Raw genomic sequence first — 21,013 nt, forward strand, 5'->3', positions numbered from 1 at the left:
AGAAAACGCCCCCGACGGAGCGTTCTCGGTGTGAAGGTCTTGGACCTGGCGCAGTAGGCGCCGGGTCGGCTCGCCAGGCGGATGCGGCAAGCTGCGACCAAAACAAAACCCCGGCTCGGGTCGGAACCGGGGCAATCAAGGCCATATTGTGGTCAAAGTCCACGGGAATTGCAAGCCACCGGAGAAAACGTCGTTTTCGGCGCATTTCGCCGCTGTAACCCGCTAAAACCCGTCGTTTGCGAGACAAGCCCCCCCAAGCAGTCCTGCCTTGCGCGCCGCCGTGCCTGCCAGACCGCGGGGACATCCATGCATGCGCGTTGCATAAAAGATACTGACCGGTAGCGCGACGGCCGGGGTATGCCGGGTTTATGTAAAAACACCTGGTTGTATTCAATAAAAAAGGTATAACCGACAAGTTGCTCCATTAATAACAATTAAATACATACCGTATTAACCGGCGTTTTCTTTTATTCAAACCCGAGAGGGTGCGCAGGCCGAAAACATTATCGGCCGCCGCGCGAATCGATTGATTGTGCGTGTTGCAGGTTGGGCGGACGCATCGCAGTCATCCGGCTCGACGTTCGCCCCTCTACCGCATCGCCCCTGGGCCCCCGGCCCGCGCTGGCGGTGGAGCGCGGTCAAGAACGGGAGCTCTCATGCTGGAAAAATTGAAAGTCCGTACGGGAATGATGCTGGTGCTGGCCTGCTTCGTTATTACCCTGGCGCTAGCTTGCGGCTTGAGCTGGATGAATGCCGAAAACAGCGTCCGGGAAATCGAAGACCTGAATAATGTGGCGGTGCACCAGGTCGATCCCTTATATGAAGCCAATGGCGCCCTGCTGCGCGCGCGGCTGGCGCTGGGCGCCGGCATCGCCGACCTGCAGGCCGGCGCGACCGACCAGGCCGGCGCCGCCGAAACGGCCGCCGCCGGCCAGTTGCAGCAGGCGCGCGAACGCTTTACCCGCTATATGGCCGTGCCCAAGAGCGAACGCGGCCAGGAACTGGCCGTGATCCTGCAGGGCCGCTTCAACAGCTATGCCGCGGCGCTGGACGAGCTGGACGCGGCGCTGAAAGAGCGCGCTGTGGCCCGCTACCAGCAGAACGAGGGACGCGCACGCCAGGCTGACGCGGATTTCGCCAAGGACATGCAGGTTTTCCTGGCCCGGGTGCAGGAGCGCAGCGACGGGGTGCTGGACCGCTCGCAAAACACTTACGCCACGGCGAAAGTGTCTTCCATCGTGCTGCTGTCGGTGGCCGTGCTGCTGGCCGTGCTGTGCTGGGCCTTCATCCGCCGCGGGGTGCTGCTGCCGCTGCAGGACGCCGGGCGCCATTTCGACCGTATCGCCGCTGGCGACCTGACCCAGCGGGTGGACGCCCGCTCCAACAATGAGATCGGCACCCTGTTTTCGGCGGTCAAGCGGATGCAGGACGGCTTGACCCGCACGGTGACGACGGTGCGCCAGGGAGTGGAGGAAATCAACGTCGGGGCCGCCGAGATCGCCGCCGGCAACGCCAACCTGTCGACCCGCACCGAGGAGCAGGCCGCGGCGCTGGAGGAAACGGCGTCGACCATGGAAGAGCTGGCGGCCACGGTCAAGCAGAACGCCGAGAACGCCGCCCAGGCCAATCAGCTGGCCGCCGTCAGCATGGAAGTGGCCCAGCGCGGCGGCCACAACGTGGGCCAGGTCGTGGCCACGATGCAGGGCATTTCCGAAAGCTCGCGCCGCATCGCCGATATCGTCTCGGTAATCGACGGCATCGCCTTCCAGACCAACATCCTGGCGCTGAACGCCGCGGTGGAAGCGGCCCGGGCGGGCGAACAGGGCAAGGGCTTCGCCGTCGTGGCGGGCGAGGTGCGCACCCTGGCGCAACGCGCCGCGCAGGCGGCCAAGGAGATCAAGGCGCTGATCGAGACCTCGGTAGAGACGGTCGCGGCCGGCTCGGCCCAGGTATCGGCCGCGGGCCAGACCATGGAGGAAATCGTGACGTCGGTTCAGCGCGTGGCCGACATCATGGGAGAAATCTCGGCCGCCTCCGCCGAACAGGCGGGGGGCATCGACCAGGTCAGCCTGGCGGTATCGCAGATGGACGAGGTAACGCAACAGAACGCCGCGCTGGTGGAAGAAGCCTCGGCGGCGGCCTCGGCGATGGAGGATCAGGCCCGGCGCCTGGCGGAGGCGACCGCGGTGTTCAAGACGCAGTCGGGCCAGGTGATCGAAGCGACTCCCGTCCGCGTAGCGGGCCGAGCGCCGGCATCGCGACTGTCGAGGCCATAGCGGCCTGTAGGGGAAGGCGGCCCGGCTGACCACGGGCCCGCTTGGGCACCCCGGCTAGGGCCTGACGTGTGCGTCGGGTCCCGCACGCGCTTAGGCGTGCCCGGTTCGTAGCGCGCCTACTTCTTGCGGCGCAGCAGCGCGTACAGGATGATCGCGCCGAAGGTAGCGGTACCGATGCCGCCCAGCGTGAAATTACCCAGCTTGACGGTGAAGTCGCCCGCGCCCAGCACCAGCGTGACGGCGGCCACGATCAGGTTGCGGTTGTCGCTGAAGTCGACCTGGTTCACCACCCAGATGCGGGCGCCGGCAATGGCGATCAGGCCGAACACCACGACCGACATGCCACCCAGCACCGGGGCCGGGATGGTCTGGATCAGGGCGCCGAACTTGGGCGAGAAGCCCAGCACGATGGCGATCAGGGCCGCGATGACGAACACCAGCGTCGAGTAGATGCGGGTGACCGCCATCACGCCGATGTTCTCGGCGTAGGTGGTGACGCCGGTGCCGCCCACGGCGCCCGACACCATGGTGGCGACGCCGTCGCCGACGAAGGCGCGGCCCAGGTAGCGGTCCAGGTCCTGGCCGGTCATGGCGCTGACCGCCTTGACGTGCCCCAGGTTCTCGGCGACCAGGATGATGGCCACGGGCACGATCAGGCCCATCGCCTCGGCCTTGAAGACCGGCGCGGCGAAATGGGGCAGCCCGAACCAGGCAGCCGCCGATACCGCGGAAAAGTCGATCGGCTTGCCCAGACCCATGCCGTTGGCGCAGATGGCGTACACCACGCAGGCCAGGATCAGGCCCACCAGGATCAGCAGGCGCTGGACCATGCCCTTGGTATAGACGGCGATGCCGCCCACGCACAGGATGGTGACGATCGCCATGACGCTGTCGAAGCCCGATGCGCCCATGGCCCCCTTGGCGGCGATGGGCGCCAGGTTCAGGCCGATCACCGCGACCACCGCGCCGGTCACCACGGGCGGCATCAGCGTGTCGATCCAGTTGGCGCCGCCGCCCGCGCGGGCGTTGACGATCCAGACGATGACGCCGATCAGGGTGTAGGCCAGGCCGCAGGCGATGATGGCGCCCAGCGCCACGCCGATATTGGCGTTGGCGCCGCCGCCGGCATAGCCCGTCACGGCGATCACGCCGCCGATGAAGGCGAAGCTCGAGCCCAGGTAGCTGGGCACGCGGCCGCCGACGAACAGGAAGAAGATCAGCGTGCCGATGCCCGACATCAGGATGGCGACGTTGGGGTCAAAACCCATGAGCAGCGGCGCCAGCACGGTGGAGCCGAACATCGCCACCACGTGCTGCGCCCCCATGGCCACGTTCTTGGGCCAGGACAGCCGTTCGTCGGGCGCGATGATGACGCCGGGCTCGGCGTCGTCGGCCAGGCGCCAGCGCGGAAAATAGGAATTGGGCATGGATTCCCCGGGAATGATTGGTGTGAGCGGGCGCCAGTGTAAAGGGGGGCGGGAACGGGCGGCAACTTAAGTTCCCGGTCAGCATGCCGTATTAGTGAAAACCCCAGTCAACTCGATCTCTGGAGACCTTCATGGCTATCGATCCCCTCAATGGCAATTCGCGTATTGCCAATATGGCGGACCTCTGGGCGCAAAAAATCAGGGCAAACAAGGAAGCCAAGGACACCGCCAATAGCACCGCCGTGGCACCGGACGGCAAGATCCGCGTCACGAATGCCAAGGGCATGAAAGTCGGCCAGACCGAGGAGCCTGAATCGTCCGAGAACGACGACCACTACACCCGGCAGATCAAGGAGCTGCAGCGCCAGCTAAAGCGGGTCATGGAGCAGATCGCACGCGTGCGCGACAGCAACGCGTCCGCCGAGCAAAAAGCCACGCAGATGCAGACGCTGAACGGGCAGGCAGTTCAGATCATGAACCAGATCCAGCAGGTCCTGGCCGCAAAGGCCAAGGCGATGGCCAAAGCGACCGGCGGCGTGGCGGCCACGGCGTAAGCGCGTTTTCCCTGCCCCGGCCCTAAGCCAGGGCCGGGGCCACGCCCCCCCCTGACTGATGGCGCGCATCAAAATTTCTGATTGGACGCGCGGCGCGCACAGCCATTAAGGTCTCCGGACAAATCAAAAAACCACGGAGACAAACCATGCATGCAATGCGCACAGCCCTTGCAGGGGCGCTGCTGGCCGCCTGCGCCGCGCCGGCCCTGGCCGGCACCGTCACGGTGATCACGTCTTTCCCCAAGGACCTGACCCAGGCCTACAAGACCGCATTCGAGAAAGCCAATCCGGGCATCACGCTGGAAATCCTGAACAAGAACACCGTATCCGGCATCGCCTATGTGCGCGAAACGCCGGCGGGCCAGCGCCCCGAGGTGTTCTGGGCCAGCGCGCCCGACGCCTTCGAAGTGCTGGGACGCGACAAGCTGCTGGCCAAATCTTCGGATGTGGCCAACAAGAATGTGCCGGACAAGATCGGCAACTACCCCATCAACGATCCGGGCGGCATGTACCTGGGCCAGGCGCTGGCCGGCTATGGCATCGTCTACAACACGCGCTACATCAAGGCGCACAACATCCCCGCGCCGGTGGAATGGAAGGACCTGCTGGCGCCGAAGTGGTTCGGCCACGTCGGCATCACGTCGCCGTCGCGCTCGGGCACGATGCACCTGACGGTCGAAACCATCCTGCAGGGCGAAGGCTGGGATGATGGCTGGAACACGCTGCTGCGCATGTCGGGCAACAGCAGCGCGGTCACCGAACGCTCGTTCGGCGTGCCGGACGGCGTCAATAACGGCCAGTTCGGCGCGGGTCCGGTGATCGACTTCTTTGGTCTGTCGAGCAAGTATTCGAAGTTCCCGGTGGAATTCGTCTATCCCTCCGAAACCGCCATCGTGCCGGCCAACATCGCCCTGATAGAAGGCGCCAAGAATACCGAAGAAGGCAAGAAGTTCATCGCCTTCACGTTGAGCCAGGCCGGGCAGGAGCTGTTGCTGGAGCCGAAGATTTCCCGCCTGCCGGTGCTGCCGTATTCGGCGCTCAAGGGCAAGGTGCCCGAAGGCTATCCCGACCCGGCGGAAATCGCGCGCCGCAGCAAGGTGCAGTTCGACGCCGACCTGTCGCAGACCCGCTACTACGTGGTGCAGTCGCTGTATGACCAGACCGTCACGTTCCGCCTGAAGGAACTGCAGGCCGCCACCAAGGCGATCTACGACGCCGAGGCCAAGCTGGGCGAGAAGGCCAGGAGCGGCAAGCCCGCCGAACTGCTGGCGCAGGCGCGCAAGCTGGCCTGGGCGCCGCTGGTCGACGGCAAGAAAGCCGCCGATCCGGCCTTCCTGAAGATCTTCAGCGGCAACAAGAAGGACGCGGCCGTCAACCAGCAGATCACGCAGCTGGAAGGCGAATGGAACGGCACGGCCAAGAGCAATTACGAGCAGGCCGTGAAGCTGGCCCGCGAGGCCGCGGCGCTGTAAGACGCCAGGGCGGGAGGCTCGCCCCGCCCGACTGCCGCCCGCCACGCCGCGGGCGGCGGCCGCCTGTCTTGAACCATTACGGGAATCTCGATGAATCTTCCGGGCCATACCCGCCTGCCCGCCGGCCCCGTGCTGGCCGCGCTCCTGGTGCTGGGCTTTCTGGCGCTGTTCCTGGCCGTGCCGGTGGGCACGGTGTTCTACAGCGCGTTCGTCAACGCGGACGGCAGCTTCACCACGGGCCACTTCGGCGCCTTCTTCAACCAGCCGCTGATGCAGGAGGCGTTCTTCAACAGCCTCTACGTCGCGGGCTGGTCCGCCCTGCTGGCGTCACTGATCGCGGTGCCGCTGGCGTACTTCACGGTGCGCTTCGACTTTCGCGGCGCGCTCATCATCCAGACGCTGGGCGTGCTGCCGCTGATCATGCCGCCCTTTGTCGGGGCGGTGGCCATGCAGCTGATCTTCGGCCGCTCGGGCAGCGTCAACCTGCTGCTGAACGACTGGTTCGGCTTCACCATTCCCTTCATGGAAGGTCTGAACGGCGTCATCTTCGTCGAGTCCCTGCACTACTTCCCGTTCATCCTGATGAACCTGGTCGTGGCCTTGCGCAACATCGACGGCGCAATGGAGGAGGCGGCCTTCAACCTGGGCTCGCGCGGCTTTCGCCTGTTCCGCCGCGTGATCTTCCCGCTGGCATTGCCAGGCTACGTGGCGGGCGCATCGTTGGTGTTCGTGAAGGTCTTCGACGACCTGGGCACACCGCTCGTGCTGGGCACCACCAACATGCTCGCGCCGCAGGCCTATCTGCGCATCACGCAGGTGGGCCTGGAAGATCCGCTGGGCTATGTGATCAGCGTGATCATGATCGCCTTCTCGATCCTGGCGCTGTGGCTGTCGGCGCGGGTGCTCAAGGGCCGCGACTATTCCACACTGCAAAAGGGGGGCAACTCGATCCAGAAGCGCAAGCTGCGCCCGATGGAAAGCGCGCTGGCCTATGGCTGGATCGTGCTGGTGCTGCTGCTGGTGCTGTCGCCCCACCTGGGCGTGCTGCTGCTGTCGCTGGCCAGCGTCTGGAGCTTCGCGCCCTTGCCTGACGGATATACGCTGGCGCACTACTCCGCCGTGTTCAGCGAGTCCCAGGGCATGATCGCCAACACCCTGCTCTACTGCGGCCTGGCCGCGGGCGTGGACGTGATCCTGGGCACCGCCATCGCCTACCTGATGCTGCGCACCCGGCTGCCGGCGCGCCAGTGGCTGGACTTGCTGGCGTCGGCCGCGCTGGCGATCCCCGGCATCGTGCTGGCGATCGGCCTGCTGCGCACCTTCCGCGGCGTGGAGATCCCGGGCACCGGCACCTTGCTGACCTCGTCGTGGATCATCATCATGATCGCGTACTCGGTGCGGCGCCTGCCTTATGCGCTGCGATCCTGCGTGGCCTCGCTGCAGCAGATCAACGTGTCGCTCGAAGAGGCGGCGCAATCGATGGGCGCGACCCGCATGCGCACCATCCGCCGGGTGGTGGTGCCGTTGATGGCGGGCGGCATGCTGGCCGGGTTCGTCACCAGCTTCGTAACCGCGGCGGTCGAGCTCTCGGCCACCATCATGCTGGTGACCAAGGACAGCCAGGCGCCCATGAGCTACGGCATCTATCTGTACATGCAGAGCGCGGCGGGCCGGGGCCCGGGCGCGGCGCTGGGGGTGCTGGCGGTGGCCGCGGTCGCCATCGGCACGTATGTCTCGCACCTGCTGGTGGAACGCGCCCAGGCGCGCCAGCGTCCGGCGCGCAGTGACGAGACTTGAACCAAGGGGAAAACGACATGAAAAAAGTCAGCGTTGAATGCCGCAATATCCGGCTGTCCTACGGCAAGACGGAAGTGCTCAAGGACGTCAACATCAGCATCGAGCCTGGCGAATTCTTCGCCCTGCTGGGGCCGTCGGGCTCGGGCAAATCCACCCTGTTGCGGCTGATTGCCGGCTTCAACCGCCAGGACGCCGGCCAGTTGCTGGTGGACGGCCAGGACATCAGCGGCATCCCGCCCTGGAACCGCAACATCGGCATGGTGTTCCAGAACTATGCCTTGTGGCCGCACATGACGGTGTGGGACAACGTGGCGTTCGGCCTGGTCGAACGCAAGCTGCCGCGCGACCAGATCCGCGCCAAGGTCGAGGCCGCGCTGGAACTGGTGGGCCTGTCGCAATACGGCCGCCGCCGCCCCAACCAACTGTCGGGCGGCCAGCAGCAACGCGTGGCGCTGGCGCGCACCATCGTGATCGAGCCGCAGGTGCTGTTGCTCGATGAACCCCTGTCCAACCTGGACAAGAAGCTGCGCGTGCAGATGCGGCAGGACCTGCTCAGTCTGCAGCGCCGGCTGGGCATCACCACGATTTTCGTGACGCACGACCAGGAAGAGGCCATGACCACGGCGGACCGCATGGCGGTGCTGGACCACGGCGTGGTGCAGCAGATCGGCGCGCCCAGCACCCTGTTCGACTACCCGGTGAACCGTTTCGTGGCCAATTTCGTCGGCACCATGAACGTGCTGGAAGGCAATGTACGCGAACGCACCAGTGGCAGCGTGGTACTGGCGGTGGACGGCGTGGGCGACCTGCACCTGCCGCTGGCGGCCGAAGCGCCCGCGGCGCAGCGCCTGGCCGCCAGCTTCCGGCCGCATACGGTGCAGATCGAGATGGCCGACGGGCTGGGCGATGCGCGCTACGTATGGCTGCCGGGGGTGGTGGAAAGCAGCGAGTTCCTGGGCGAATTCACCCGCTACCAGGTGCAGGTGGGCGAACAGCGCCTGACGGCGGATCAATCGCATCTGGCGGGGCTCTCGCCCTTCCCGGTGGGGGCGCCGGTGTCGATCGGGCTGGAGCCGACCCAGGTGCGGCTGCTTGCCGCCTGAGGCCGCTTCCCCTACAAAGGCGCCATGGAAATCTATCAGATACGCGCCTTCGTCACGGTGGCCCGATTGGGCAACCTGACCAAGGCGGCAGAAGCCCTGTCGCTGACCCAGCCCGCCGTCACCGGGCAGATCAAAGCCCTGGAACAGAGCCTGGGCGTGGCGCTGTTCGACCGCAGCGGCGGCCGGCTGGCGCTGGCCAAGGCGGGCGAGGTGCTGCTGCCCACCGCCGAGTCGCTGCTGGTGCTGGGGGCGCAGTTCAAGTCCGAAGCGCAGCAGTTACAAGGCAGCCTGCAAGGCGTGGTCGAGCTGGGCGTGCCCAGCGAAAAGCCGGATTTCCTGCGGCTGGGCGAACTGGCATCGGCCATCGCGCAGCGGCTGCCGCTGATCGAACTGAAGACGCAGACGCTGCCCACCGCCCTGCTCGCCGAACAGGTCAGCACCGGCAGACTGCCCGCGGCGCTGACCATCGCCGCGAATCCGCCGCGCGGCGTGCTGTGGCTGCCGCTGCGCAGCGTGCGCTACCGCATCGCGCTGCCCAAGGAACAGGCGGCGGTGCTCAAGCGCGGCGGCTGGCGCGAAGTGGCGCAGCTGCCGTGGCTGGACGGCCCGGCCGGCAGCCACACCCACCTGCTGCTGCGCGATATGTTCGAACGCCATGGCCTGTCGCCGCGCGTGGCCATGCAGCACGACGACCAGGCCAATCTGGAAGCGCTGGTCCGGGCGGGCGCCGGCTGCGCCTTGCTGCGCGAGGAAACCGCGCTGGCCGGCGCGGCCTCGAACGACTTTCTGGTCTGGGGGCAGGCGCGCGCCGACGCCGTGCTGGGATTCATCCTGCCCTACGAACGCGCTAGCGAGCCCGCGCTGGTCGCGTTAAGCTCGATCATTCAAGCCATCTGGAAGCCGCGCGCGCCAATCGCGCCCGGCCCGCTCTGAGCCGGACCCCGCAAGACGTCCACGCACCCTTCCCCACCCGTATCGATATTGCAATGACTGAAATCTGGTTCATCCGCCACGGCGAAACCGACTGGAACCGCGAACGCCGCCTGCAAGGCTGGAAAGACATTCCCCTGAATGAGTTCGGGCGCAACCAGGCCGGCCTGCTGGCTTCACGCTTGCGCGAAGAGGCCCGGCACACGCCGATCCACGCCATCTACAGCAGCGACCTGCAACGCGCCCACGCGACCGCCACGCCCGTCTCCGAGCAGCTCTCCTTGCGCGTGCGCATCGAACCCGGCATCCGCGAACGCGGCTTCGGCGTGCTCGAAGGCCTGGATCATGACCGCATCGACGTGCTGGCGCCCGAAGCCGCTGCGGCCTGGAAGAGCCGCGATCCGCTGCGGCCGCTGGACGGCGGCGAAACGCTGGGCCAGTTCCAGTCGCGCGTCATTTCCACGGTGGAAGACATCGCCAGCCGCCACGACGGCGAACGCATCCTGATGTTCACCCACGGCGGCGTGCTGGACATCATCTGGCGCCATGCCAGCGGCGTGCCGCTGAACGCGCCGCGCGACGCGGCGCTGCTGAACGTCAGCATCAACCGGGTGGGCGTCCAGGGCCGCCAATGGCAGGTGCTGGACTGGGGCGACGTGGGCCATGTGGCCGCCGAGGTCGGCGACGACGTCGTGCCGTGATACCGCGCGAGCGGCCCTGGCCCGCGCCGAACGGCTGGGTCCGCCAGCCCGGCTTCTAGTCCGCCTTGTCCGCCTTGTCCGCTTTACGCGGCTTGCGCGGCGCGTTGCGCGCCAGCCGGTCGTAGACCGCGTTGGGCAACAGGCGCATGAGCTTGGCCACCACGCCCATTTGCCATGGAATCACCGTATACGAGGTGCCGCGCCCGATCGCCGCTTGCGCGCGCCGGGCGAAGGCATCGGCATCCATCAGGAAAGGCATGGAATACGGGTTGTGCGCGGTCATGGCGGTGCGGATATAGCCCGGCGCGATCGTGACGACGCGGATGCCGTCGGCGGCCAGTTCCAGCCGCAGGCTTTCGCAGTAGGTCACCACCGCAGATTTCGAAGCGCTGTAGGCGCCCGCCCCCGGCAAGCCGCGCACGCCGGCCACGCTGGCGATACCTACCAGACGCCCCGACCCCGCTTGACGCATGCTGTCAACGAAGGGTTCGAAGGTCGCGACGGTGGCCAGCAGATTCGTGTCGACGATGGCTTTGAAGACGTCGTAGTCCTCGCCGTGCTCGGTCAGCGTGCCGGCGCTGATGCCGGCACTGGCGATCACCACATCCACGCGGCCCTGGCAGAAGGCGATGAAGTCGCGCGCCGCCGCGTGCAGGGCAGCACGGTCACGAACGTCGACGGCATAGCAACGATGGGCGCCCGGCAGGCTGGCCGCCAGCTCGCGCAGCGCGTCTTCGCGTCGCCCCAACAAACCCAGCGTGGCCCCTGCTGCGGCATATTGCTGCGCCAGGGCGCGGCCCAGGCCGCTGCTGGCGCCGGTGATGAAGACTCTGTTCATGGATACGCCTAGGGTCGGATGAAAAAAGGCGGCGTCCGCCCGAGGCAGAGCCGCCCGATATCCTACAGGAAGGCCGGCGCCGGCGATTACAGGAAAATCAGCGCGAAGATCGCCGCCACCAGCGCCCACTTGGACAGGTAGTACAGCGGCTTGCTCTTTTTCTTGAGCGCCTTGCCAAACCGCCGCACCGCATACACCGCGCCGAAAATGCGGTTGATGCCGCCGGTGGCGTCGCCTTCCTGGTTGGGCGCGGTGGCCGCGCGCAGCAGGAAACCGCCGACGACGCGATTGAACGCCTGGGCCCAGCGGTAGCGCATGGGACGTTCGACGTCGGCGAACAGGATGATGCGGTTCTGGTCCGTCTTGTTTTCGGCGTAATGGATGAACGTTTCGTCGAACACCACGGCTTGGCCGTCGCGCCAGTAGTATTGCTGGCCATCGACATTGATATAGCAGTCGGGGCTGTTCGGCGTGATCAGGCCCATGTGGAAACGCAGCGAACCGGCGTACGGATCGCGATGCCGCGGCAAGCGGCTGCCGGGCGGCAACGACGCGAACATCGCGGCCTTGATGGTGGGAATGCCCGCCAGCAGTTTGGTCGTGACCGGACACAGGGCTTGGGCCGACGGGTGATCGGCGTCATACCATTTCAGGTAGAAACGCTTCCAGCCCGTCTTGAAAAAGGAATTGAAGCCCGCGTCGTTGTATTTGTCCGAGGCTTTGATGTGGCCGTCGCCATACAGGTTGGCGGCCTCTGCCCGGATCTCGTCGCAGCGGTCCAACAAGACCTTCAGCTCTGGAAACCTGTCCAGATCGAGATAGGGCTTGTTGGGCACGCTGGAGAACGCGTACATGAAGCAGTTCAGCGGCGCGGTGAACGTGGAGTGATCCAATGCCTGCCGCGAGAACCGGTGCCTGACACGGCCACGGTAGTGAACTACCGTGGCGCACACAATGAATAACGCCAGAATGAACCACTTCATTCCTTTGCCCTCACTTCACTTCACTTGCTGCGCGCCCTCTGCGCGCCCAAGCATTATTTGTCAGTTAAAGACGCGTGCAGTTCCTGCAAGGGGTAAACCTGCAGGCCCAGACCCTGGCGCAAGTACTGCATGCCTTCGACCGCGGCGCGGGCGCCGGCGATAGTGGTGAAGAAGGTCACGCGGGCAGCGAGCGATTGGGTACGGATGGTGCGCGAGTCGACGATGGCGTTGCGGCGCTCTTCGACAGTGTTGATGACCAGCGAGATTTCGCCGTTCTTGACCATGTCGACAATGTGCGGACGGCCTTCAGTGACCTTGTTGACGCGTTGCACGGGAATGCCCGCCGCTTCGATCTCGGCGGCCGTGCCACGCGTGGCCACCAGCTTGAAGCCCAGGGCATGCAGGCCGCGCGCCACTTCCACGGCGCGGGGCTTGTCCTGGTTCTTCACGCTGATGAACACCGTGCCGGATTCCGGCAGGCGCACGCCCGCGGCCAGCTGCGACTTGACGAAGGCTTCGCCGAAGCTCATGCCCACGCCCATCACTTCGCCGGTCGACTTCATTTCCGGGCCCAGGATGGTGTCCACGCCCGGGAACTTCACGAACGGGAACACGGCTTCCTTGACCGAGAAGTAAGGCGGCACGACTTCCTTGGTGATGCCCTGGGCCGCCAGCGTCTGGCCGGCCATGGCGCGCGCGGCGATCTTGGCCAGTTGCAGGCCGGTGGCCTTGGACACGTAGGGCACCGTGCGCGAGGCGCGCGGGTTCACTTCCAGCACGTAGACGTCGCCGCCCTGGATGGCGAACTGCACGTTCATCAGGCCGCTGACGTTCAGGGCCTTGGCCATCATGGTGGTCTGGCGCTTGATTTCGGCGATGACGTCGGCCGACAGCGAGTAAGGCGGCAGGCTGCAGGCGGAGTCGCCCGAGTGCACGCCGGCTTGCTCGATGTGTTCCATGACGCCGCCGATGAAGACGGTTTCGCCGTCGGCCAGGCAGTCCACGTCGACTTCGGTGGCGTTGTTCAGGAAGCGGTCGAGCAGCACCGGCGAGTCATTGCTGACCTTCACGGCCTCGCGCATGTAGCGTTCGAGGTCTTGCTGCTCGTGCACGATTTCCATCGCGCGGCCGCCCAGCACGTAGCTGGGACGCACCACCAGCGGGTAGCCGATTTCGGTGGCGTGGGCCAGGGCCTCGCCTTCGGTGCGGGCCGTGCGGTTGGGCGGCTGGCGCAGGCCGAGCTTGTTGAGCAGCTTCTGGAAGCGCTCGCGGTCTTCGGCCACGTCGATGGATTCGGGGCTGGTGCCGATGATGGGCACGCCGTTGGCTTCCAGGGCGCGCGCCAGCTTCAGCGGGGTCTGGCCGCCGTACTGGACGATCATGCCGACCGGGTTTTCCTTGTGGACGATTTCCAGCACGTCTTCAAGCGTCAGCGGCTCGAAGTACAGACGGTCGGAAGTGTCGTAGTCGGTGGACACGGTTTCCGGGTTGCAGTTGACCATGATGGTCTCGTACCCGTCTTCGCGCAGCGCCAGCGCGGCGTGCACGCAGCAGTAGTCGAATTCGATGCCCTGGCCGATGCGGTTCGGACCGCCGCCCAGCACCACGATCTTCTTGCGGTCGGTGGGCGCGGATTCGCACTCTTCCTCGTACGTGGAGTACATGTAGGCGGTGCGGGTAGCGAATTCGGCGGCGCAGGTATCCACCCGCTTGTAGACCGGGCGCACGTTCAGCTGGTGACGCAGCTTGCGCACTTCGGATTCGGCCGAATCCAGCAGGAACGCCAGGCGGCGGTCGGAGAAACCGCGGCGCTTCAGTTCCCACAGGGTGGCGTAGTCCAGGTCGGCCAGCGTCTTTTGCTCGAGCGCGAGCTCGATGTCGACGATTTCCTTGATCTGCGACAGGAACCAGGGGTCGATGTGCGTGATGGCATGCACTTCGTCCAGGGTGAAGCCCTGGGCGAAGGCGTCGCCCACGTACCAGATGCGTTCCGGACCGGGCTCGCCCAGTTCGACCTGCAGCTTTTCGCGGTCGGTGGTTTTCTGGTTCAGGCCGTCAACGCCGACTTCCAGGCCACGCAGCGCCTTCTGGAACGATTCCTGGAAGGTGCGGCCGATGGCCATGACTTCACCCACGGACTTCATCTGGGTGGTCAGGCGCGCGTCGGCGGTGGGGAATTTCTCGAAGGCGAAACGCGGCACCTTGGTGACGACGTAGTCGATCGACGGTTCGAACGAGGCGGGCGTGGCGCCGCCGGTGATTTCGTTCTTGAGCTCGTCCAGGGTGTAGCCCACGGCCAGGCGCGCGGCGACCTTGGCAATGGGAAAACCCGTGGCCTTGGAGGCCAGCGCCGACGAACGCGACACGCGCGGGTTCATCTCGATGACGATCATGCGGCCGTCGCGGGGGTTGACCGCGAACTGCACGTTCGAGCCGCCCGTGTCCACGCCGATCTCGCGCAATACCGCGATCGATGCATTACGCATGATCTGGTATTCCTTGTCGGTCAGCGTCTGGGCCGGCGCCACGGTGATCGAGTCACCGGTGTGCACGCCCATGGGGTCCAGGTTTTCGATGGAGCAGACGATGATGCAGTTGTCCGCCTTGTCGCGGACCACTTCCATCTCGAATTCCTTCCAGCCCAGCAGCGACTCTTCGATCAGGAGTTCGCTGGTGGGCGAGGCTTCCAGGCCGCGGCGGCAGATGGTTTCGAATTCTTCGGCGTTGTAGGCGATGCCGCCGCCCGAACCGCCCATGGTGAAGCTGGGGCGGATGACGGCCGGGAAGCCCGAGGTGCCGACTTCGGCCGCGATGCGGCGCTGCACTTCCCAGGCTTCGTCCATGGTGTGGGCGACACCCGACTTGGCCGATTCCAGGCCGATGTCGGTCATGGCCTGCTTGAACTTCTGGCGGTCTTCGGCCTTTTCGATGGCGTGCTCGTTGGCGCCGATCAGTTCGACGTTGTGCTTTTTCAGCACGCCGTGGTGCGCCAGGTCCAGCGCGCAGTTCAGCGCGGTCTGGCCGCCCATGGTGGGCAGCAGCGCATCGGGCTTTTCACGCTCGATGATCTTTTCGACGGCTTGCCAGGTGATGGGCTCGATGTAGGTGACGTCGGCCGTTTCCGGGTCCGTCATGATCGTGGCGGGGTTGCTGTTCACCAGGATGGTGCGGTAACCCTCGGCCTTGAGCGCCTTGCACGCTTGCGCGCCGGAATAGTCGAATTCGCAGGCCTGCCCGATGATGATGGGGCCGGCGCCGATGATGAGAATGCTTTTTAGGTCTGTACGCTTGGGCATGATGCAATCTTTACTTTTGGCCGGACATCAGGCTGATGAACTTGTCGAAGAGCTCCAGGATGTCGTGCGGACCGGGGCTGGCTTCGGGGTGGCCCTGGAAGCAGAAGGCCGGACGGTCGGTGAGCTCGAAGCCCTGCAGCGTGCCGTCGAACAGCGACACGTGCGTGACGCGCGCATTGGCCGGCAGGCTGGCCGCGTCGACCGCGAAACCGTGGTTCTGGCTGGTGATGAACACGCGCTTGGAGGCCAGGTCCTGCACCGGGTGATTGGCGCCGTGATGACCGGTCTTCATCTTGAGCGTCTTGCCGCCCACCGCCAGGCCCATGATCTGGTGGCCCAGGCAGATGCCGAATACGGGCAGCTTCTTGTCCAGGAACGTGCGCGTGGCGGCGATGGCGTAGTCGCAGGGCTCGGGATCGCCGGGGCCGTTGGACAGGAACACGCCGTCGGGATTGAGCTTCAGGACCTCTTCGGCGCTGGTCTGCGCCGGCACCAGCGTCAGGCGGCAGCCGCGGTCGGCGAGCAGGCGCAGGATGTTGGACTTGATGCCGAAGTCGTAGGCGACGACGTGGAACTTGGACTGGTCGGGCTGGGTGAAGCCGCCGCCCAGTTGCCAGGTGCCTTCGGTCCAGGTCGTGCTGGCCTTGATGGACACGACCTTGGCCAGATCCTGGCCGGCCATGCCGGCAAAGCCGCGGGCCAGTTCGACGGCGCGGTCGGCGTCGGTGCCAACGAAGATGCAGGCGCCCTGGGCGCCCTTTTCACGCAGGATGCGGGTCAGCTTGCGGGTGTCGATGCCGGAAATGGCGACGATGCCTTGGGCGGAAAGGTACTCGGGCAGCGATTGCGTGGAACGGAAGTTCGACACGCGGGCGGGGCAGTCGCGGACCACCAGGCCGGCGGCGTAGACGCGATTCGCTTCGACGTCTTCGGCGTTGACGCCGGTATTGCCGATGTGCGGATAGGTCAGCGTGACGATCTGGCCGCTATAGCTGGGATCGGTGAGAATTTCCTGGTACCCGGTCATCGCGGTGTTGAACACCACTTCGGCAACGGTATGCCCCGGCGCACCGATCGACACGCCTCGAAAAATGGTACCGTCCGCCAGAGCCAGAATTGCAGGAGGGAAGCGGTTGATCCCCTCGGGAAAAAGTTGCGGCAGCACAGTAAACCCCGGTTTTATGAATCGATAATCAAACCTTCGAATTATACCTTGAGCGGCCGTTTTCCCCGGAAAACCGCGCCAAATAAGGCCAGGATCGAAGATTTCGCCTGCCGGCGGTGATACGCTAAAGCACCTTCAACCCTGACGTTGTGAGCCGTTTTGTCCATGTCCAGCCAACTTGACGCCCTGCGCAATCACACCACCGTTGTCGCCGACACCGGGGATTTCGAAGCGATGAAGGCGCTGCGTCCCACCGACGCCACCACCAATCCGTCCCTTATTCTCAAGGCCGTCCAGCAAGAGGCCTACCGCCCGCTGCTGGAAAAGACCGCCCGCGATCATCGCGGCGCCCCCACCCCAGAATTGATGGACCGCCTGCTGGTCGCCTTCGGCCGCGCCATCCTGAATATCGTGCCCGGCCGGGTCTCGACCGAAGTCGACGCCCGCCTGTCGTTCGACACCCGCGCCACCATCGAGCGCGCCCGGGGCCTGATCGCCCTGTACGAGGCCGCCGGCGTGCCGCGCGAACGGGTGCTGATCAAGATCGCGTCCACCTGGGAAGGCATCCAGGCCGCCCGCGCGCTGCAGGCCGAGGGCGTGCGCTGCAACCTGACCCTGCTGTTCTCGCTGCCGCAGGCCGTGGCCTGCGCCGACGCCAATGTGCAGTTGATCTCGCCTTTCGTGGGCCGCATCTACGACTGGCACAAGAAGGCCGCCGGCGCCGCCTGGGTCGAAGCCGACCACGCCGGCGCGCGCGATCCGGGCGTGCAGTCCGTGACCCGCATCTACCAGTACTACAAGCGCTTTGGCATCGCCACCGAGATCATGGGTGCGAGCTTTCGCAACGTGGGCCAGATCCTGGCGCTGTCGGGCTGCGACCTGCTGACCATCAGCCCCGAGCTGCTGACGCAGCTGGCCAACACCGAAGGCGACGCGCCCGCGCAACTGCGCGCCGACGCGGTAACGGGTGACATCGCCCGTATCGCTTCCGGCGAAGTGGCCTTCCGCACCCAGTTGAACGACGACGCAATGGCCAGCGACAAGCTGTCCGAAGGCATCCGCGCGTTTGTCGCCGACGCCATCAAGCTGGACGCGCTGATCGAGGCGCAGCGCGGCTGAACGCGGGCACAACTGGCTGGCGGCGCGCCGCCAGCCAGTTGTGCGTCGTCGGGGTGACCGCCCGCGGGGCCGCGGCCAGCCTGGCCGATGACGGCCCCGACGCAATCAACGGTGGTCGTGCGAGTGCACCTGCAGCGCTTCCAGGAAGCGCGACACCATGTTGTAGGCCGCGACCGTCGCCGTCAGCTCGACGGTCAGCTTGTCCGACCCCATCGCGGCGCGCGCTGCCTGGAACACCGGCCCCGGCACCTGCACCTGGCGCGTCATGGCGTCGGTATAGGCCAGCACCGCGCGTTCCCGCTCGCTGAAGAGCGTGGACGCTTCCCAGTCGGGCAAGGCATCCAGTTGCGCCTGCGACACGCCCTCTTTCAGGGCGATCGGGGCATGCTGGTCGGCCTCGTAGGGCGCGCCATTGATACCCGCGACCCGCATGATCACAAGTTCGCGAAGATCGCCTGGCAGCGTGGAAAGCTGGCGGATCGAGGTCAGGTAGTTGAGCCAGCCGCCGGCCACGGCCGGGCTGTGCAGCAGCATCTGGTACAGGTGCAACACGCTGCCGCGTTCGGCGACGATGCGATCGACCAGGGGACGCGCTTCAGGATGAGACAGATCGGCGTAGGGAAGACGCGCCATGAGAACTCCGTAGGGGCTTAAAACCGGTTTGCGCCAAAGAGACCAGGTCCAAAATCCCGGGCGCTGCAAATGCACACATTCGCAAGAATTTTGACATAATGACAGCACACTGCGCACCTCCAGGACAAGCCTAGAATGAATGCGCCTACCCAGTCCCTCCCGCCTGTCACGCTCGCGAACTGCGACAGCGAACCGATCCACGTACCGGGCGCCATTCAGCCCCTGGGCGCGTTGCTCGCGTTCGCCCCCGACGGCGCGCTGCGCTACGCCAGCGAGAACGCGCCACGGGTGCTGGGCGTGCCGCTGGCGCTGGGTATCCGCTGCGAACCGGGTTCGCTGCCCCCCGGCCTGGAGCACTACCTGTCCATCTGGCTCGATAGCGCCGATCCGGTCTTCGACCCGCTGACCCTGGCGCTGGACGGACACACCTACGACGTCATCGCGCACCGCAACGCCAACGGCCTGACGCTGATCGAGCTGGAACGCCGCGGCGACGACGCTGGCATGGCCGAGCCCGCGCGGATCTATCGCGGCATCGAACGCATCCGCCTGCAGCGCGACATCGCCAGCCTGCTGGAGCGCACCCTCCAGGAAGTGCAGCGCGCCACCGGTTTCGACCGCGTCATGGCCTACCGCTTCCACCCCGACGACAGCGGCGAGATCGTGGCCGAACGGCGCGGCGACGCCACCCTGGAAGACTGGGCCGAGCGCCGTTATCCGGCCGGCGACATCCCCGCCCAGGCGCGCCGCCTCTATACCGTGAACACGCTGCGCCAGATCGCCGACGCGCAATACCAGCCGGTGCGCGTGCTGGGCTCGCATGGCCAGGGCGAGCAGCCGCTGGACATGAGTTTTTCGGTGCTGCGCAGCGTCTCGCCGATCCACCTGGAATACATGGCGAACATGGGCGTGCGGGCCTCGATGAGCCTGTCGCTGGTGATCGGCGGCAAGCTGTGGGGCATGATCGCCTGCCATCATCATTCGCCGCGCCACATTCCCTACCCGGCGCGCCTGGCCTGCGAAGCGCTGGCGCAAGTGCTGTCGGCCGCGCTGGCCAACATCGAAGGCAATCTGCGCGCCGAACAGACGCGCCAGAGCGCCGCCCTGGTCAGCCGGCTTGCCGAGCGCGCGTCCGATTCCGAAAACATGCACCTGGCCCTGTCCGGCGGCCCGGACACGCCGGCCTCGCTGATCCCCAACGACGCGGCGCTATGCCTGTGGGGCAACAGCGTGACGGTGTTCGGCGGCATCGCGCCGCGCGGTGAACTGGCCGGCATCCTGTGCGCGCTGGACCAGAGCGGCCAGCGCTTGGTGCACACGAACAACATCGCGCGCGACTACCCCGGGTTGCAGACCGACCTGGTGCCCTATGCGGGCCTGCTGGCCTGCAAGTTCGACCCCATGAACAACGGCTGGCTGATCTGGCTGCGCAAGGAGCAGATCGAAACCGTGGTGTGGGGCGGCAAGCCCGAGAAACAATACGCAGTGGGCAGCCTGGGCCCGCGCCTGACCCCGCGCGGCTCGTTCGACGCCTGGCGCGAAGTGACGCGCGACACCAGCTCGCCATGGCTGCCCGCCGAGCTGGAAGCGGCCGACAACCTGCGCGACGAGCTCTCGCATATCGCCACCAGCCGCGCCGCCGACGTGGACCGGGCCCGCACGGCGTTGCTGGCGATGCTGGGCCACGACCTGCGCGATCCGCTGCAGTCCATTTCCATGGCCGCGACCCTGCTGTCGAAAACGGATTCCGGCGCCCGCATGGGCGAACGCATCCGCTATTCCAGCGGCCGGATGCAGCGCCTGATCTCGCAGGTGCTGGACCTGTCCCGCTTGCAGGGCGGCATGGGCCTGGGCATCGAAAAGCGCGAATGCCGGCTGTCTGAACTGCTGACCGGATTGATCGAGGAAAAGCGCCAGGCCTATCCCGGCCTGCGCATCGAACCCGATGTGCAAGCCGGCCTGACCCTGATGGCCGATACCGACCGCATTGCCCAGGTCGTCACCAACCTGATGAGCAACGCCCGCCAGCACGGCGCGCCGCGCATGCCGATCCACGTAACGGCCCGCCAGGACGGCGACGACATCGAACTGGCGGTGACCAACCATGGCGCGCCGATTCCCGACGACGTCATGGCGCATCTGTTCTCGCCGTTCAAGCCAGAATCCGTGGGGCACTCGCGCAATCGCAACGGCCTGGGACTCGGGCTGTATATTGCGGAACAGGTGGTTCGCGACCACAACGGCCAGATTGCCGTGTCGTGCCGCGACGGCCTGGTCAGTTTCACTGTTATCCTGCCCCGCGGCGTGGATGCGCCGCCCCCCTCTTCCCCGAATTCTGGAGACAACACTTGAACGAAGCGCGCTCGCTACGCGTCCTGCTGGTCGACGACAACGAAATGGGCTCGGAGCTGCTGGCCGAATTCCTGGCCCTGTCCGGACTGGAAACGCGTTGCGCCATCAACGGCGAAGACGCCCTGGCGCAAGCCGCGGCCTTTGACCCGCAGGCGGTGCTGGTGGATATCCTGCTGCCCGACATGGACGGCTACGAACTGGCCCGCAAACTGCGCGCACGCGCCACCCCGACCCGCATCTACGCCCTGAGCGGCCTGGCGCGCCACGCGCGCCATGAAGACGCGGCCAGCCTGTTCGACGGCTGGATCGAAAAACCCGCCGATCCCGACGCGCTGCTGACCGTGTTGCGGCAGCCGGACTGAGGCGG

General features: G+C 66.0%; 16 protein-coding genes. 10 read left to right on the forward strand and 6 right to left on the reverse strand.

Features of this window, described 5'->3' with window-relative positions; all coding sequences use genetic code 11:
• The first annotated feature begins 656 nt into the window (after positions 1–656).
• Positions 657–2,276, forward strand: a complete 1,620-nt coding sequence (locus A9974_RS24960; protein ID WP_183006868.1) for a methyl-accepting chemotaxis protein — start codon at positions 657–659, stop codon at positions 2,274–2,276.
• Positions 2,277–2,392: 116 nt separating this feature from the next.
• Here A9974_RS24960 and A9974_RS24965 read toward each other — a convergent pair whose 3' ends face one another.
• Positions 2,393–3,703, reverse strand: coding sequence for a solute carrier family 23 protein (locus tag A9974_RS24965; RefSeq protein ID WP_183006869.1), 1,311 nt, complete (start codon positions 3,701–3,703; stop codon positions 2,393–2,395).
• A 131-nt stretch (positions 3,704–3,834) separates the two neighbouring features.
• Between A9974_RS24965 and A9974_RS24970 the strand changes: the two genes are divergently transcribed.
• The 6 genes from A9974_RS24970 to A9974_RS24995 all read left to right on the forward strand — a co-directional run bounded on the left by A9974_RS24970 (position 3,835) and on the right by A9974_RS24995 (position 10,260).
• Positions 3,835–4,257 carry a FlxA-like family protein gene (locus tag A9974_RS24970; RefSeq protein WP_183006870.1) on the forward strand — a complete coding sequence of 141 codons (423 nt, stop codon included), beginning with the start codon at positions 3,835–3,837 and terminating at the stop codon, positions 4,255–4,257.
• Positions 4,258–4,403: 146 nt separating this feature from the next.
• The gene (locus A9974_RS24975; protein WP_183006871.1) at positions 4,404–5,729 is read left to right on the forward strand and encodes an ABC transporter substrate-binding protein; all 1,326 of its coding nucleotides are present in this window, start codon (positions 4,404–4,406) and stop codon (positions 5,727–5,729) included.
• 90 nt (positions 5,730–5,819) lie between these two features.
• On the forward strand, positions 5,820–7,526 hold the full coding sequence (locus A9974_RS24980; protein WP_183006872.1) for an iron ABC transporter permease: 1,707 nt from the start codon (positions 5,820–5,822) through the stop codon (positions 7,524–7,526).
• 17 nt (positions 7,527–7,543) lie between these two features.
• On the forward strand, positions 7,544–8,629 hold the full coding sequence (locus tag A9974_RS24985) for an ABC transporter ATP-binding protein (protein WP_183006873.1): 1,086 nt from the start codon (positions 7,544–7,546) through the stop codon (positions 8,627–8,629).
• Positions 8,630–8,653: 24 nt separating this feature from the next.
• Entirely contained in the window at positions 8,654–9,562 is a 909-nt protein-coding gene (locus A9974_RS24990; RefSeq protein ID WP_183006874.1) for a LysR family transcriptional regulator, read from the forward strand.
• A gap of 53 nt (positions 9,563–9,615) precedes the next feature.
• Positions 9,616–10,260 carry a histidine phosphatase family protein gene (locus tag A9974_RS24995; RefSeq protein ID WP_183006875.1) on the forward strand — a complete coding sequence of 215 codons (645 nt, stop codon included), beginning with the start codon at positions 9,616–9,618 and terminating at the stop codon, positions 10,258–10,260.
• A gap of 55 nt (positions 10,261–10,315) precedes the next feature.
• Here the strand turns inward: A9974_RS24995 and A9974_RS25000 are convergent, their stop codons facing one another.
• The 4 genes from A9974_RS25000 to carA all read right to left on the reverse strand — a co-directional run bounded on the left by A9974_RS25000 (position 10,316) and on the right by carA (position 16,542).
• Positions 10,316–11,098 carry an SDR family oxidoreductase gene (locus A9974_RS25000; RefSeq protein ID WP_183006876.1) on the reverse strand — a complete coding sequence of 261 codons (783 nt, stop codon included), beginning with the start codon at positions 11,096–11,098 and terminating at the stop codon, positions 10,316–10,318.
• Positions 11,099–11,184: 86 nt separating this feature from the next.
• The gene (gene lpxO, locus A9974_RS25005; RefSeq protein ID WP_183006877.1) at positions 11,185–12,081 is read right to left on the reverse strand and encodes a lipid A hydroxylase LpxO; all 897 of its coding nucleotides are present in this window, start codon (positions 12,079–12,081) and stop codon (positions 11,185–11,187) included.
• A gap of 53 nt (positions 12,082–12,134) precedes the next feature.
• On the reverse strand, positions 12,135–15,377 hold the full coding sequence (gene carB, locus A9974_RS25010) for a carbamoyl-phosphate synthase large subunit (protein ID WP_183006878.1): 3,243 nt from the start codon (positions 15,375–15,377) through the stop codon (positions 12,135–12,137).
• A 10-nt stretch (positions 15,378–15,387) separates the two neighbouring features.
• Positions 15,388–16,542 (reverse strand): glutamine-hydrolyzing carbamoyl-phosphate synthase small subunit, encoded by a 1,155-nt coding sequence (carA, locus tag A9974_RS25015; protein WP_183006879.1) that lies wholly within the window; start codon positions 16,540–16,542, stop codon positions 15,388–15,390.
• Positions 16,543–16,707: 165 nt separating this feature from the next.
• On the opposite strand from carA, the gene tal reads away from it, so the two are divergent.
• Complete coding sequence (gene tal, locus A9974_RS25020; RefSeq protein WP_183006880.1) at positions 16,708–17,661, forward strand: transaldolase; 954 nt, start codon at positions 16,708–16,710, stop codon at positions 17,659–17,661.
• Positions 17,662–17,766: 105 nt separating this feature from the next.
• Here tal and A9974_RS25025 read toward each other — a convergent pair whose 3' ends face one another.
• Positions 17,767–18,294, reverse strand: a complete 528-nt coding sequence (locus A9974_RS25025) for a carboxymuconolactone decarboxylase family protein (RefSeq protein ID WP_183006881.1) — start codon at positions 18,292–18,294, stop codon at positions 17,767–17,769.
• A 135-nt stretch (positions 18,295–18,429) separates the two neighbouring features.
• Here A9974_RS25025 and A9974_RS25030 point away from each other — a divergent pair, with 135 nt between their 5' ends.
• Both A9974_RS25030 and A9974_RS25035 read left to right on the forward strand, forming a co-directional pair.
• A complete protein-coding gene (locus tag A9974_RS25030; protein WP_183006882.1) occupies positions 18,430–20,646 on the forward strand; it encodes an ATP-binding protein in 2,217 nt (738 codons plus the stop codon).
• Complete coding sequence (locus A9974_RS25035; RefSeq protein ID WP_183006883.1) at positions 20,643–21,008, forward strand: response regulator; 366 nt, start codon at positions 20,643–20,645, stop codon at positions 21,006–21,008. The genes A9974_RS25030 and A9974_RS25035 overlap by 4 nt, the downstream gene beginning before the upstream one ends.
• Positions 21,009–21,013: the final 5 nt, after the last annotated feature.

Origin of the sequence: Achromobacter sp. UMC71, assembly GCF_014170305.1 — a bacterium.
In the GTDB taxonomy this organism is placed as follows: domain Bacteria; phylum Pseudomonadota; class Gammaproteobacteria; order Burkholderiales; family Burkholderiaceae_B; genus Achromobacter.

Bases quoted from the DNA above. Each gene is read 5' to 3' on its own strand.
- lpxO (WP_183006877.1), bottom strand. From the start codon at position 12,081: ATGAAGTGGTTCATTCTGGCGTTATTCATTGTGTGCGCCACGGTAGTT.
- A9974_RS24995 (WP_183006875.1), top strand. From the start codon at position 9,616: ATGACTGAAATCTGGTTCATCCGCCACGGCGAAACCGACTGGAACCGC.
- A9974_RS24960 (WP_183006868.1), top strand. From the start codon at position 657: ATGCTGGAAAAATTGAAAGTCCGTACGGGAATGATGCTGGTGCTGGCC.
- A9974_RS25025 (WP_183006881.1), bottom strand. From the start codon at position 18,294: ATGGCGCGTCTTCCCTACGCCGATCTGTCTCATCCTGAAGCGCGTCCC.
- A9974_RS25000 (WP_183006876.1), bottom strand. From the start codon at position 11,098: ATGAACAGAGTCTTCATCACCGGCGCCAGCAGCGGCCTGGGCCGCGCC.
- A9974_RS24990 (WP_183006874.1), top strand. From the start codon at position 8,654: ATGGAAATCTATCAGATACGCGCCTTCGTCACGGTGGCCCGATTGGGC.
- A9974_RS24980 (WP_183006872.1), top strand. From the start codon at position 5,820: ATGAATCTTCCGGGCCATACCCGCCTGCCCGCCGGCCCCGTGCTGGCC.
- tal (WP_183006880.1), top strand. From the start codon at position 16,708: ATGTCCAGCCAACTTGACGCCCTGCGCAATCACACCACCGTTGTCGCC.
- A9974_RS25030 (WP_183006882.1), top strand. From the start codon at position 18,430: ATGAATGCGCCTACCCAGTCCCTCCCGCCTGTCACGCTCGCGAACTGC.
- A9974_RS24965 (WP_183006869.1), bottom strand. From the start codon at position 3,703: ATGCCCAATTCCTATTTTCCGCGCTGGCGCCTGGCCGACGACGCCGAG.
- A9974_RS24975 (WP_183006871.1), top strand. From the start codon at position 4,404: ATGCATGCAATGCGCACAGCCCTTGCAGGGGCGCTGCTGGCCGCCTGC.
- A9974_RS24970 (WP_183006870.1), top strand. From the start codon at position 3,835: ATGGCTATCGATCCCCTCAATGGCAATTCGCGTATTGCCAATATGGCG.
- A9974_RS24985 (WP_183006873.1), top strand. From the start codon at position 7,544: ATGAAAAAAGTCAGCGTTGAATGCCGCAATATCCGGCTGTCCTACGGC.
- carB (WP_183006878.1), bottom strand. From the start codon at position 15,377: ATGCCCAAGCGTACAGACCTAAAAAGCATTCTCATCATCGGCGCCGGC.